Source organism: Stenotrophomonas sp. 05L413, assembly GCF_056397945.1.
Window position 1 is genome coordinate 60,961 of sequence record NZ_JBFTOL010000008.1, and the last position, 13,079, is coordinate 74,039.

Annotated in this window: 11 protein-coding genes; 4 read left to right on the forward strand and 7 right to left on the reverse strand. The window is 67.5% G+C overall.

Annotated elements, in window-relative coordinates:
- Nucleotides 1-17: 17 nt before the first annotated feature.
- Entirely contained in the window at nucleotides 18-788 is a 771-nt protein-coding gene (locus AC1DIQ_RS17815; RefSeq protein ID WP_478050512.1) for a DUF4349 domain-containing protein, read from the reverse strand.
- A gap of 156 nt (nucleotides 789-944) precedes the next feature.
- Between AC1DIQ_RS17815 and AC1DIQ_RS17820 the strand changes: the two genes are divergently transcribed.
- Nucleotides 945-2,753, forward strand: coding sequence for a DUF885 domain-containing protein (locus AC1DIQ_RS17820; RefSeq protein ID WP_478050513.1), 1,809 nt, complete (start codon nucleotides 945-947; stop codon nucleotides 2,751-2,753).
- A gap of 84 nt (nucleotides 2,754-2,837) precedes the next feature.
- On the opposite strand, the gene smrA is transcribed toward AC1DIQ_RS17820, so the two are convergent.
- Both smrA and AC1DIQ_RS17830 read right to left on the reverse strand, forming a co-directional pair.
- Nucleotides 2,838-4,670: a multidrug efflux ABC transporter SmrA gene (gene smrA / locus AC1DIQ_RS17825; RefSeq protein WP_121041442.1), complete on the reverse strand. Its 1,833-nt coding sequence runs from the start codon at nucleotides 4,668-4,670 to the stop codon at nucleotides 2,838-2,840.
- Between the two features lie 89 nt (nucleotides 4,671-4,759).
- Nucleotides 4,760-6,337, reverse strand: coding sequence for a serine hydrolase (locus tag AC1DIQ_RS17830; RefSeq protein ID WP_461770871.1), 1,578 nt, complete (start codon nucleotides 6,335-6,337; stop codon nucleotides 4,760-4,762).
- A 111-nt stretch (nucleotides 6,338-6,448) separates the two neighbouring features.
- Here AC1DIQ_RS17830 and AC1DIQ_RS17835 point away from each other — a divergent pair, with 111 nt between their 5' ends.
- Together AC1DIQ_RS17835 and AC1DIQ_RS17840 are read left to right on the forward strand one after the other, a co-directional pair.
- Entirely contained in the window at nucleotides 6,449-6,889 is a 441-nt protein-coding gene (locus AC1DIQ_RS17835) for a VOC family protein (RefSeq protein ID WP_461770870.1), read from the forward strand.
- A complete protein-coding gene (locus AC1DIQ_RS17840) occupies nucleotides 6,886-7,704 on the forward strand; it encodes a DUF72 domain-containing protein (protein WP_478050514.1) in 819 nt (272 codons plus the stop codon). The genes AC1DIQ_RS17835 and AC1DIQ_RS17840 overlap by 4 nt, the downstream gene beginning before the upstream one ends.
- 4 nt (nucleotides 7,705-7,708) lie before the next feature.
- On the opposite strand, the gene AC1DIQ_RS17845 is transcribed toward AC1DIQ_RS17840, so the two are convergent.
- Nucleotides 7,709-8,365: a Pr6Pr family membrane protein gene (locus AC1DIQ_RS17845; protein WP_478050515.1), complete on the reverse strand. Its 657-nt coding sequence runs from the start codon at nucleotides 8,363-8,365 to the stop codon at nucleotides 7,709-7,711.
- A gap of 78 nt (nucleotides 8,366-8,443) precedes the next feature.
- On the opposite strand from AC1DIQ_RS17845, the gene AC1DIQ_RS17850 reads away from it, so the two are divergent.
- On the forward strand, nucleotides 8,444-9,391 hold the full coding sequence (locus AC1DIQ_RS17850) for a DMT family transporter (RefSeq protein ID WP_121041431.1): 948 nt from the start codon (nucleotides 8,444-8,446) through the stop codon (nucleotides 9,389-9,391).
- A 52-nt stretch (nucleotides 9,392-9,443) separates the two neighbouring features.
- On the opposite strand, the gene AC1DIQ_RS17855 is transcribed toward AC1DIQ_RS17850, so the two are convergent.
- The 3 genes from AC1DIQ_RS17855 to AC1DIQ_RS17865 form a co-directional block, all read right to left on the reverse strand.
- The gene (locus AC1DIQ_RS17855; RefSeq protein WP_152151710.1) at nucleotides 9,444-10,514 is read right to left on the reverse strand and encodes a GGDEF domain-containing protein; all 1,071 of its coding nucleotides are present in this window, start codon (nucleotides 10,512-10,514) and stop codon (nucleotides 9,444-9,446) included.
- Between the two features lie 68 nt (nucleotides 10,515-10,582).
- Nucleotides 10,583-11,305 (reverse strand): pseudouridine synthase, encoded by a 723-nt coding sequence (locus AC1DIQ_RS17860; RefSeq protein WP_121041427.1) that lies wholly within the window; start codon nucleotides 11,303-11,305, stop codon nucleotides 10,583-10,585.
- A gap of 56 nt (nucleotides 11,306-11,361) precedes the next feature.
- Complete coding sequence (locus AC1DIQ_RS17865; RefSeq protein WP_121041425.1) at nucleotides 11,362-12,996, reverse strand: sensor domain-containing diguanylate cyclase; 1,635 nt, start codon at nucleotides 12,994-12,996, stop codon at nucleotides 11,362-11,364.
- Between the last annotated feature and the right edge of the window lie 83 nt (nucleotides 12,997-13,079).

Here is a 13,079-nt window from a genome sequence, read left to right on the forward strand (position 1 = left end):
CGGCACGACCGGCATGGTCAGCGCGCGGCCGCCGCGGCCTTGCGACGTTTGCGGCGGCGCCAAAGCGCCAGGCCCACGGCACCGACCGCCCACGCCACCACGCCGACCGGCAGCAGTGCCGCCACCGCGCGGATCACGAACGCGATGCTGGTGGTGAAGATCGATCCGAACTCACTGAACGCCTTGCCGATGTCGCTGCGGCTGCGCTGCCCCGCCGGACCTTCGAAGTGCAGGGTGACCAGCTGTGTATCGATCCGGCGACGCTGCTGCGCAGCCTCCTTGTTGGCCTGCTCCAGCCCGGCCTCGATCTCCGCCATGCGCTGCGAGACCGCCAACAGGTCGGCCACCTTCATGTCACTGCGCTGCTGATAGGCCTGCAGCTGCGCATGCTCTTTCTGCAGCCGGGTCTGGGTCAGTGCGGTGTCGGCCACCTGCTGGGCCAGATCTTCGGCATGAGTATTGCGCGAGGCCACATCGCCGCCTTCACCGGCCAGCGCGATGATCGGCTCGACGCCCTTGGGCGCGATGCGCACGCGGATGGAGCCGGAGCGGGTTTCACCGCCTTCCTCGCCCACCTGCAGCACCGCGCAATCACCGAACCGGTTGCTCTGGCAGGCCGCGGACACGGCCTTGACCCGCTCACTGATGCGCTTGGCATCCAGCTGGATGCGGATGTCGTGTTCATACGCCAGGAACGCGCCCTCGGGAGATGCCACGGCCCCGGCGGCCGCGTCGGCGGCGTGGTTCGGCCCGCTGCGGCCACAGGCCACCAGGCCCAACAACAGCATCCCTGCCAGCCCGGCGCGGGCCCGTCCTGTCCATCCAGTCACAGTGCAACTCCAGTCAATACGGCGATCTTCACGGCGCATGGTAATCCAATGGCACGGGGACAACGGGGGCCATCGGCCCTATGCTCGGGGATTGTCCCCAGTACAGGAACACCGATGCGCCAGCATCTGCTTGCCCTCGCCCTGATCGCCGCCCTTGGTGGCTGCCAGCAGGCCGACTCCCCGACGCCCACCACCGGCACCGAAGCGGCCACCCCGGCTGGCGATGCCGCGGTCGATGCGGCCTTCGCCGACCTGTCCAAGCGCGCCCTGGACACCTGGATGCAGCTCTCCCCGATCAGCGCCACGCAGATCGGCGACCACCGCTACGACAGCGAGATCGACGACCTGAGCGCGGCCGGCCAGCAGAAGGTGCTCACCGCGTACAAGGCACTGCTGGGCGATCTGGACAAGATCGACGTCAGCAAGCTCTCGCGCGAGAACCAGGTGGACGCGGCGATCCTGCGCAACCAGCTGCAGTCCGAGGTCTGGACTGCGGAAGTGCTGCAGTCGCCCAAGTGGGACCCGCAGATGTACAACGGCATGGCCGGCAGCGCGCTCTACGGCCTGATGGCGCGTGAGTTCGCGCCGCTGCCCGACCGCCTGAAGTCGGCGACCGCGCGCATGGAGAAGCTGCCGCAGATCTTCGCCCAGGCCCGCGAGAACCTGGACCCGGCCCGCGTGCCGAAGATCCATGCCGAAACCGTGGCCAAGCAGAACCACGGCATCCTGAGCATCGTCGATACCTTCATCACCCCGCACATCGGTGAGTTGCCGGCCGAAGACCAGAAGCGCCTGCAGGCTGCGATCGAGGGCCTGAAGAAGGCCGTCGACGAACAGCAGACCTGGCTGGACAAGACCCTGGTGCCCAACGCCAAGGGGGACTTCCGCATCGGTGCGGAGCTGTACGACCAGAAGCTGAAGTTCGCGCTGAACTCCTCGCTCTCGCGCGCCGAGATCGGCGAGCGCGCGCGTGCCGAGCTCAAGCGAGTGCGCCAGGACATGTATGGCATCGCGCAGACCGTGCTCAAGGACAAGCCCGGCGCCCCGGCGCTGCCGGCCAACCCGAGCGACGAGCAGCAGCAGGCCGCGATCGAAGCCGCGCTGGAGCTGGCCTATGCCGACAAGCCGGCACGCGACAAGGTCGTTGAAGACGCCAAGGCCGCGCTGGAGCAGTCCACCGAATTCGTGCGCAAGCATGACCTGATGACCCTGCCCGATTCGCCGGTCGACATCATCCTGATGCCGGAATTCCAGCGTGGCGTGGCCGTGGCCTACTGCGATTCGCCGGGCCCGCTCGACAAGAACCTGAAGACCTTCTATGCGGTCTCGCCGATTCCGGACGACTGGACGGACAAGCAGGTCGATTCGTTCCTGCGCGAATACAACAGCCGCATGATCCACCTGCTGAGCATCCACGAAGGCACTCCGGGCCATTACCTGGAAGGCTGGCACTCGGGCAAGTTCCCCTCCACGCTGCGCGCGGTGCTGCGTTCGGGCCTGTTCGCCGAAGGCTGGGCGGTCTACACCGAGCGGATGATGCAGGAGCAGGGTTATCTGGACAACGATCCGCTGTTCCACCTGGTGCAGCTGAAGTTCTACCTGCGCACCATCTCCAACGCGATCCTGGACCAGGGCGTGCACGTGGACAACTGGACGCGTGAGCAGGCGATGCACCTGATGACCCACGACGCCTTCCAGCAGGAAAGCGAAGCCTCGGGCAAGTGGGTACGTGCGCAGCTGACCTCCGCGCAGCTGCCGACCTACTTCGTCGGCGCGCAGGAACACTTCGATACCCGCAAGGCCGTGCAGGACAAGCAGGGGGCCAAGTTCAACCTGAAGGCCTACCACGACCAGATGCTGTCCTACGGCGCCCCGCCGGTGCGCTTCGCGCGCCAGCTGATGCTGGACCAGCCGATCGAGTAAGCACTGCCTCGTTCCTCGTCAGACAGGCAAACGGCCCGGGGTGACCCGGGCCGTTTCTTTTCTGCGGGACGGGCATGACGCGACTTACGCGTCGGCAGCCACGAAGCCCCCGGTCTGCCGTGCCCACAGCCGCGCATACAACCCGCCGGCCGTGATCAGCTCGGCGTGCGTGCCGGTTTCCACGATGCGGCCCTGATCCATCACCACCAGCCGGTCCATGCGCGCGATCGTGGACAAGCGGTGCGCGATCGCGATCACCGTCTTGCCGGTCATCAATTCATCCAGGTTGTCCTGGATCGCCGCTTCCACTTCCGAATCCAGTGCAGAGGTTGCCTCGTCCAGCACCAGGATCGGAGCGTCCTTGAGCAGCACCCGCGCGATCGCGATGCGCTGGCGCTGGCCACCGGACAGCTTTACCCCGCGCTCGCCGACATGCGCGTCGTAACCACGGCGCCCTTCCCCATCGACCAGCGTATCGATGAAGGCCGAGGCGCGTGCCTTGGCCACCGCGGCATGCAGCTGCTCCTCAGTTGCATCCGGACGCCCGTACAGCAGGTTGTCGCGGATCGAGCGGTGCAGCAGCGAGGTGTCCTGGGTGACCACGCCGATCTGCCGGCGCAGGCTTTCCTGGGTGACCCCGGCGATGTCCTGCCCATCGATGCGGATCTGCCCGCTTTCCAGGTCGTACAGCCGCAGCAGCACATTGACCAGGGTCGACTTGCCGGCACCCGAGGGACCCACCAGACCGATCTTCTCACCGGGCTTCACCTGCAGGTCCAAGCCGGCGATCACGCCTCCGCGTTTGCCGTAATGGAAATGGATGTGATCGAAATGCACGCCGCCCTGGCTGACCACCAACGGCACGGCATCGGCGCGGTCCTGCACCGTCAGCGGCTGGGAGATGGTGGTGATGCCGTCCTGCACCGTGCCGATATCTTCGAAGATGCCGTTGATCGTCCACATGATCCAGCCGGACATGTTGTGGATGCGGATCACCAGGCCGGTGGCCAGGGTGATCGCACCGACGCTGATGTGGCCGCCGTTCCACAACCACAGCGCCAGGCCGCAGGTGCCCACGATCAGGAAGCCGTTGACGATGGCGATGGTGACTTCCAGCCCGGTGGTGACCCGGGTCTGGCCGCGGTGCTTGGTGGCCAGTTCGTCGATCGCCTCGGCCACGTAGGCCTGCTCGCGCCCGCCATGGGCGAACAGCTTCAGCGTGGGCACGTTGGTGTAACCATCCACGATGCGGCCCATCGCTTTGGAGCGCGCTTCGGAGGCGATCCACGCACGCTCTTTCGCCCGCGGCACGAAGTACCACATGATCACCGCGTACCCGGCCATCCACAGCCCCAGCGGGATCATCAGCCGCCAGTCCGCCTGCGCGAACAGGTACAGCGCAGTACCGGTGTAGACGATGATGTACCAGAGCGAATCGACCATCTGCACGGCCGATTCGCGCAGCGAGGTGCCGGTCTGCATCACCCGGTTGGCCATGCTGCCGGCGAAATCGTTCTGGAAGAAGCTCAGGCTCTGCCGCACCACATAGTTGTGCATCAACCAGCGCGAGCGGTTGCTCAGGCCCGGTACGATCGCCTGGTTCACCAGCAGGCTGTGCAGCGAGACCAGCAGCGGCCGCGCGATCAGGGTGATGCCGGCCATCCACATCAATGTATTCGCATGCCGGGCGAAGAAATCGCTGCCGGGCTGCTCGGCGACCATGTCCACGATGCGGCCAAGGAAATCGAACATCGCCACTTCGACCAGCGCCAACAGCAGGCCGGCGATCAGCGTGGCCAGCAGCACCGGCCACACCGGGCGTAGATAGTGGATATAGAACGGCACCACCTTGCGCGGTGGCATGCGCGCATCGATCGGCGGGAAAACCGGAATCAGCGATTCGAACCAGCGGAACATCGCAGTGCACCGAAAACAAAACAGGCCGCGATTATCCCACCGCGGCCTGCTGTTTTACTCTCACCTCCCTCACACGCCGGCGACGGGGTTCAGCCCTTGGCCTCCGGCGCGATCGGCGTCAGCAGCAGGTCCTGGAAATCGAAGCTGAAATCGGTCAGCGAAGATGCCGCCTGCATGCGGACCTCGCGGACCTTGCCGTCCGGATCGAGACTGAAATTCACGAACGCATCGGCGTTGAGTGACCGGTCGTCCCAGCGCACCAGGAAGGTATCGTGCTGCCAATGTTCCAGCGTGCCGATCAACTGCGCGGTCTTGCCAAAGCGCAGGCGCAGTTTGCCGCCCTGCTGCTCAACGAATACGTCGCCGTACCACGCGTCGCGGTAGCCGCCTCCATAGCGTGCCAGCGGCAGCGACGGCTTGGATGTCGCATCGCGTGCGGCCAGGTGCTTGGCCCAGCCCTCGTCCGCCTTCTCCTGCGACTTGGCCACGGCGGCCGCATAGGCGGCGACCCAGTCGGTGGCCGGTGCCTGCAGATAGGCATCCAGCGCTTCCATCGTGATCGCGTTGAAGGCCGCGCCCACTTCCTGGTTGGTCAACACCACGATGCCCAGCTTCTGCCCCGGCACCAGGGTCACGCGCGAGACCATCCCGGGCCAGCCGCCGGTGTGCCAGACCAGCTTCTGGCCCCGGTAATCGCTCAGGCTCCAGCCCTCGCCATAGCCGGCGAAGTTCGGCCGTGCCGCCGCCAGCTGCGGCACGCTCGGCTCAGGCACCACCTGCGGGGTGATCATCTGCCACATCGCCTGCTGGGCCTTGGCGGTGAACAGCGGCTTCCCGTTCTCCAGCGTGCCCTGGGCCAGCTGCACGTTCATCCAGCGCGCCATGTCGTGCACGCTGGAATAGATGCCGCCGGCGCCGGCGTTGTTGGACCAGGTCAGCGGCGCGACGGTGCGCAGCTGGCTGAAATCATACTTGGCGTGCCCCACTGCAGCGTTGTCGCCGGGCTGCAGATGATCGGCGTTGTAGCGGGTGCCTTGCATGCCCACCGGGGTGAAGATGTGCTGCTGCAGGAAGTCCGCATAGGTCTGCCCGGACACCTGTTCGATCACCTGCTGGGCGACCGCGTAGAGAATGTTGTCGTAGGCATAGCGATCACGGAAGCCGGCCTTCAACGGCACCTTGCCCAGCCGCTGCACCACCTCTTTGTTGCTGTAGGAGGTGGTCGGCCAGAACAGCAGGTCGCCCGCGCCCAGGCTGAGGCCACTGCGGTGCGACAGCAGATCGCGGATGCGCATTTCGCCGGTCACGTACGGATCGGACATGCGGAAGCCGGGCAGATGATCGATCACGCGATCGTCCATCTTCAGCTTGCCCTGCTCGGCCAGCAGATTCAGCGAGGTGGCGGTGAACGCCTTGGTATTGGAGGCGATCGCAAACAGCGTATCGGCCTGCACCGGGTCCGGCTTGCCCAGCTCGCGCACCCCGTAGCCGCGCTCCATCACCACCTTGCCATCCTTGACCACCGCCACGGCGATGCCGGGGATGTCGAACTCGCTGCGGGCGCGTTCGATGGTGGCGTCCAGCCGCTGCAGTTCGGCCGGCACGGCGGCCGATGCCAAGGGTGCGCATGCCAGCAGCACGGCGCCTCCGATCCAGGATGTCTTCAAGCAGTGTCTCCGGTTGCGTGTGGCGGGAGCGTCGAGGGTGCCGATGCCCCGGTTTCGCACGATGGTAACGCGGCCCGGATCAGGCTCGCCTGTGCCAGAAGGAGGCCCGCCATGACCGCGCCCGCCGAGACCATCGCCACCGTCATTCCCTGCCTGCGCTACCGCGATGCGCACGCCGCCATTGCCTGGCTGCAGCGCGCGTTCGGCTTCCAGAAACAGGCGGTCTACGCCGATGGCGATACCGTTCACCACGCCCAGCTGGTCTACGGCCACGGCATGATCATGCTCGGCTCGGTCGACAACGACAGTGAGTGGGGCCGCTACAGCGTCCACCCGGACGAGGTCGGCGGTCGCCAGACCCAGAGCGCCTGCGTGATCGTCGCCGATCCGGATGCGCATCATGCGCGCGCCGTTGCCGCCGGCGCGCAGATCGTCATGGACATCGCCGACCAGCCCTATGGTGGCCGCGGCTATGCCTGCCGCGATCTGGAAGGCTACCTGTGGTGGTTCGGCAGCTACGACCCATGGGTCGACCACCCGGACGGCGCATGAGCGCTGCGGCCGGCTCCATCCGCACGGGTATCGGTGGCTGGGTCTTCCCGGCGTGGCGCGGCGGCACGTTCTATCCGGCTGGATTGCCGCAGCGCGAAGAACTGGCCTACGCCAGCCAGCAGTTGGGCTGCATCGAGATCAACAGCACGTTCTATCGCGCGCAGAAGCCGGCCATCTATGCCCAGTGGCGCGCGCAGACGCCCGAGGGCTTCCGTTTCTCGGCCAAGGCGCCACGCACGATCACCCAGACCCATGACCTGACCACGGTGGGCGAACGTGCCGAACGTTTCATCGAGGGCATCCGCGTTCTGGAGGACCGGCTGGGGCCACTGATCTGGCAGTTCGGCGACAGCCATCCCGCCGGTGCGGCCGAATTCGATCGGTTCCTGGGCATGCTGCCGCGCAAGGTCGACGGCCACCGCCTGCAGCACGCACTGGAGGTGCGCAACCCCGCGGCATGGACGCCGGCGCTGCTGACCGCTGCCCGTGCGCACGGTGCCGCGCTGGTGTTCAGTGGCTCGGATGAGTACCCCAGTTTCGCCGACCCCACCGCCGACTTCATCTATGCGCGATTGATGCACTCACGCGCGAACCTGCGTGCCGGCTACCCGGCACGGGCGCTGGAACAGTGGTGCCTGCGTGCGATGCGCTGGGCCCGCGGCGAAGACAACCCGGACCTGCCCCACCTGGCTGCCGAACTCCCCGCGCAGCCACCGCGCGAGGTGTATGTGCTGTTCATCGGTGCGGCCAAACAGCGCAATCCCGGCGCGGCGATGGCGCTGCGCGATCAGCTGCAGCTGCTCGGCGGCAGCTGATGCGTTACCGGTTCCGGCGGCGCGCGGCCAAGGCTCCATCCAGCCACCACAGCAGCGCACCGCACACGACGAATACCACCCCCACGGACAGCGCATTGCGCGCGACCAGCGCGATGCCCAGCGCGCGCAGGTCCAGGAAGGGATACGGGTACTGCCCACTGAGCCGCCCGACCAGCAGGGCCCAGCCGAGGTAGACCGTCGGGAACGCCAGTGCGCTGAGCAACCCACGCCTATGCAGGCCGCCATGCGGCCCGGCCAGCCAGCCAAGCAGATACAGCACCGGCACCGCGTAATGCAGACCCGTATCGGCCCACCACTGTGCGCCCTGCGGGTCCCACAACGGAGCCAGGAGGGTCACGTAGACCAACCCGGTGATGCCGATGAACAGCGCCACGGCCGCGCGTGGGACCGGGCCGGCCAGCCCGTCACGGCGGCCGCGGGCCAGTGCCAGGCAGACGGCGGCAACGCCGATGTTGCTCAGGATGGTGAAGTAGCCCAGGTAGCGCAGCGTCGCGTCCGCAGCACCCAGGCCCGGTGTGTCGAGCAGCAACGTGTACTGCAGCAGCAGTGCCGCCACGGCGATCACCGCAGTGAGGCCGGCCAAGGTGCGAAGGGTGCGGGGCAGTCCGGCGGGGACAGGGGCGATAGGCAGGCGTGTCATCGCTGCAGAATGCCACGCCCCCGCGCTGGATCGCGTGGAAAGCATCCTTCGCGGCGCGGCGTGTCGCACAATAGGCGGATGCCGATGACCGATACCCGCAGAGCCCTGCTGCAAATCCATTTCTGTGTGCTGCTGTGGGGCGTCACCGCCATCCTTGGCAAGCTGATCACCCTGCCCGCGCTGCCGCTGGTGTGGTGGCGCATGTTGCTGGTGGTGGCGATGCTGGCCCTGGTGCCGCGCGTGTGGCGCGGGCTGCGCCAGCTGTCGCCGCGGCTGGTGGCCGGCTACTGCGGTGTGGGCGCGCTGGTCGCGCTGCACTGGCTCACGTTCTATGGCGCGGTCAAGCTGGCCAATGCCTCGGTGGCGGCCACCTGCATCGCGCTGGCGCCGGTGTTCACCGCGGTGATCGAGCCCTGGGTGGCCAAGCGCCCCTTCCAGTTCCGTGAGCTGGCCTTCGGGATCCTGGTCCTGCCGGGCGTCGCGCTGGTGGTGGGCGGCGTGCCCGATGGCATGCGCCTGGGCGTGCTGATCGGCGCGCTGTCGGCGCTGCTGGTGGCGATCTTCGGCTCACTCAACAAGCGCCTGGTCAGCCATGCCGACCCGCTCACCGTGACCGCGCTGGAACTCGGTGCGGGCACGCTCACCCTGACCCTGCTGGCGCCGGTACTGCCCTTCCTGCTGCCCGCCCTGGCCAGCGACCTGTGGGTGATCCCGGACCTGCACGACGGCCTGCTGCTGTTGACCCTGGCCGGGCTGTGCACGCTGCTGCCGTTCGCGCTCGCGCTGGTCGCGCTGCGCCACATCAGCGCCTACACGTCGCAGCTGGTGACCAATCTTGAGCCGGTCTACGCCATCCTGCTGGCGATGGTCCTGCTCAGCGAGCAACGGGAGCTGACCCCGCTGTTCTATGCCGGCGTGGCGATCATCGTCGGGGCGGTGTTCCTGCACCCGCTGCTCAACCGCCGCCGGAAGGTGCAGCACCCGGAACTGATGGCGACGTCCGAGGCACGCAACATCGCCGATTGAGCGGGCGTACCCGCCAACACCCGGTCACTGCCGCGGATACGACCCGTGCACATCAGTCGGCGCGGATGACCCGGTTGCGCCCCTCGCCCTTTGCCCGGTACAGCGCCGCATCGGCGCGGGCCAGGGTCTGCTCGATAGCATCACCGTGACGGTGCGCGGCCACCCCGATGCTGATCGTCAACGGCAGGCCCAGCGGCAGATCGGCTACCGCCATGCGCAGGAAATCGCACTGCAGCTCTGCCGTGGCCAACGGCGTGTCGGGCATCAGCACCACGAACTCTTCGCCGCCATAGCGCGCGGCCAGGCCATGCCCGGCGAAATGCGCGCGCAGCAGGCGGGCCAGTTCGGCCAGCACGTGATCGCCGGTGGCATGACCGTACAGATCGTTGACGGTCTTGAAGTGGTCGATGTCGAGCAGCGCCACCGCGGTCGCGCGCGGGTGACCCTCGGCATCCACCACCGCCGCCTCCAGCGCGGTGCTCATCGCGCGGCGGTTGGGCAGGCCGGTGAGCGGATCGGTGCGGCTCTGTTCGGCCAGATCGGCGTTCTGCTGTTCCAGCAGTTCGTTGTACTCGGCCAGACGCTGCTCGTACCAGGCGCGATCGGTCATGTGCTGCTGTATTTCATGCGCGTACCGGCGCAGCTCCATCACCAGCGAAACCTGCCGCGACAGCGCCGACAGGGCATCGCGCTGGCCGGGGCTGAGCTGCCCGGGGGCGGCATCGAACACGCACAGCGTGCCCAAGGGCAGGCCGTCACTGCTCAGCAGCGGCGCGCCCGCATAAAAACGGATATGCGGCTCATCGACCACGATCGGGTTGTCGACAAAGCGTGGGTCGGTTCGCGCATCCTCGACCACCATCACCTGGTCCGGCTGCAGGATGGCGTGACCGCAGAAGGAGATGTCCCGGGTGGTTTCGGGTGCGTCCAGCAGCTGCCGCGCCTTGAACCACTGGCGGTCCTGGTCGACCAGGGTCACCGCGCCCATGTGGGTGCCGCACAGCGCGGTGGCGATCGTGACCAGATCATCAAAGGACCGCTCGCGCGGCGTATCCAGGATCTGATACCGCTGCAGCGCCAGCAGGCGCTGTGCTTCGTTGTCCGGCTTGGACGGCTTGATCATCGTGGCAGGCGGTGGCGTGTGCCGGATCAGTCTAGCCCGGGTACGGCGTCACGGCGTGACGCACAGCATCACCAGTCCAGCTGTTTGGGCAGCAGGCCGTTGAGCTCGGCATCGGTGAGATTGCGCCACTGCCCCGGCTTGAGCGCACCGAGTTTGATGTTGTCGATGCGCACGCGGCGCAGCTGGGTGACCCGGAAGCCGAACGCGGCCGCCATCAGGCGGATCTGCCGGTTCAAGCCCTGCTGCAGCGTGATCCGGAACCCGAACTTGGCCAGCTTGCTGGTCCGGCACGGCAGCGTGACCTCATCGCGGATGCGCACGCCGCGGGCCATGCCACGCAGGAACTCGTCGGTGACGGCCTTGTTGACCGCCACCATGTATTCCTTCTGGTGCCCGTTCTCGGCGCGCAGGATCTGGTTGACGATGTTGCCGTTGCTGGTCAGCAGGATCAGGCCTTCGGAATCCTTGTCCAGGCGGCCGATCGGGAAGATGCGCTGTTCGTGGCCGACGAACTCCACGATGTTGCCCTTGACCGAACTTTCGGTGGTGCAGGTGATGCCCACCGGCTTGTTCAGCGCGATATAGACATGCTTGCGGCCGCCGGCCTTCTTCGCTTCGCGCGCGCGCAGCGGCTGGCCGTCGACCAGCACCACGTCCTGTTCGCCCACCACCGCACCGGTACCGGCCGGATGGCCATTGACGGTGACGCGGCGTTCGCCGATCAGGCGGTCGGCTTCGCGCCGGGAACAGAAGCCGGTGTCGGCGATATGCTTGTTGAGTCGGGTTGTCATCGGCCCATTATCGGGCAAAAGGCGGTCGCTGCTGCGTTTTTCCGCGTGCCGGCGGTTCAGGCCGGCAGCGGATCGCCGGCGGTCGTGGTGCGCTCGCCGTCATGGATCTGGTTGCGACCGTTGCGCTTGGCGCAATACATGGCGTGGTCGGCCCGGCGCAGCAGCCCGGCCAGGTCGTCGCTGCCCGGCTTGAGCACGGCCAGGCCGATGCTGGCCGAGACCGTCAGGCCGGCAATGCCAAGTGCCTGGGTGACGGCCGCCACCTGCTGGCGCACCGTCTCCAGCCGCGCCACCGCGGCGGCATGGCCGGCGCCGGGCAGCAGCACCAGGAATTCTTCACCGCCCATCCGGATCACATCGTCGTGATTGCGCACCGAACCGCGCAGCGCGCGCGCCACCGCGACCAGCACCTGATCGCCGACGTCGTGGCCGAACTGATCGTTGATGTCCTTGAACAGATCGATATCCAGGAAGCCGATCGCCAGTGCGTGCGGTTCCTGGCGCGCCCGTTCCAGGTATTCGGCGAGCAGGCGCAGGCCGGCGCGGCGATTGGGCAGGCCGGTCAGCATGTCGGTATCGGCGAGCTGGCGCATTTCATCGCGCTGGCGGCGCAGCCGGCCCAGCCGCAGGTTCAGGGCATAGGCGGCCATCATCAGGAACCAGGTCGCCGACAGCTGCAACGCTTCGATCCGATAGGCCACCAGCCACTGCGCATCCAGCGCATCGGCCCCGATCATGATCCACCAGGGGGCCAGCGCGGCCAGCCCCGGCAGTGCATGCGCATCGCGCTGCCACAGCCCCCACAGGCCTGCGCCGAGGCACAGCGTGCAGGCCCCCAGGAAACTCCACTCCAGTACGAGCGCCACGATGCCCAGCCCGGTCAGCCCCCACAGCGGCACACTCAGGCCGAGCGCGATCAGCCCCCAGAGCACGAGGTGCTGCGCCGGGCGCGAGCGTGGCCACCGCCGGTCGCCGCCATTGAGCCGCCACAGGATCGGCAGCAGCAGCGCCTGGCTGAACGCAGTGAGTGCGATCAGCCACCAGGAGGCACGGTCCTGCACCGGCAACCACGGCTCGGGATAGCCACTCAGCCCACCAAGGACCGCCTGCCAGAGCACGAACACCAGACAGGCACCCACATACACCAGGAACGAGCGGTCGCGGGTGGTGGCCCAGCCCATCAGCGCCGACAGCGCCAGGGCGATCGCCACCGCGATGCACGCCGCGCGCATCAGCAGCCGGGCGGTGTCGTTCTGCTGCACCGGGCTGGGGGCGCCGAGCTGGATGGTCGGCACCCAGCGGTCCTTCAGCGGGCGGGTCCAGGACACCACGATCGGTTCGTGATCGCCGGCCTCGGGCACCACCACCAGCCCGACCCCCGCACGGAAGCGCGAATCACGGGTCCGCGCATCGTGCATGCTGCCGCAGATCTCGCGGTCGCCGTGGCTGATGCGGACCTCGCCGGTGAGCACGCCGAACACATCCACGGCCTGGGGCTTGCCCGACCAGCCGGCGGCCGGCGCCGGAATCGACAGCACTTCCTGGTGGCGTGCCAGCACATCCGGCGTACAGGCGCGCTGCGGTGTCACCTCATCGGTGGCCCCACCCAGCAACAGGAAGTCCTGCCCCACGCGCGGCGCGGCCTGCAGGCTCCAGGGCAACAGCCACAGCAGCACCAGCGCAAGCGCCATCCACCCGATTGAATACCCGCCCCCGTTGCTCACACCTGCGCCCTGCCCGCCCGTGTTCGTCCGCGCACACCGTGTCCGCAACC

Coding starts and splice junctions, on each gene's coding strand:
- AC1DIQ_RS17850 (WP_121041431.1), top strand. CDS start 8,444: ATGCCGATGACCGATACCCGCAGAGCCCTGCTGCAAATCCATTTCTGT.
- AC1DIQ_RS17815 (WP_478050512.1), bottom strand. CDS start 788: ATGCTGTTGTTGGGCCTGGTGGCCTGTGGCCGCAGCGGGCCGAACCAC.
- AC1DIQ_RS17855 (WP_152151710.1), bottom strand. CDS start 10,514: ATGATCAAGCCGTCCAAGCCGGACAACGAAGCACAGCGCCTGCTGGCG.
- AC1DIQ_RS17860 (WP_121041427.1), bottom strand. CDS start 11,305: ATGACAACCCGACTCAACAAGCATATCGCCGACACCGGCTTCTGTTCC.
- AC1DIQ_RS17845 (WP_478050515.1), bottom strand. CDS start 8,365: ATGACACGCCTGCCTATCGCCCCTGTCCCCGCCGGACTGCCCCGCACC.
- AC1DIQ_RS17840 (WP_478050514.1), top strand. CDS start 6,886: ATGAGCGCTGCGGCCGGCTCCATCCGCACGGGTATCGGTGGCTGGGTC.
- smrA (WP_121041442.1), bottom strand. CDS start 4,670: ATGTTCCGCTGGTTCGAATCGCTGATTCCGGTTTTCCCGCCGATCGAT.
- AC1DIQ_RS17820 (WP_478050513.1), top strand. CDS start 945: ATGCGCCAGCATCTGCTTGCCCTCGCCCTGATCGCCGCCCTTGGTGGC.
- AC1DIQ_RS17835 (WP_461770870.1), top strand. CDS start 6,449: ATGACCGCGCCCGCCGAGACCATCGCCACCGTCATTCCCTGCCTGCGC.
- AC1DIQ_RS17865 (WP_121041425.1), bottom strand. CDS start 12,996: ATGGCGCTTGCGCTGGTGCTGCTGTGGCTGTTGCCCTGGAGCCTGCAG.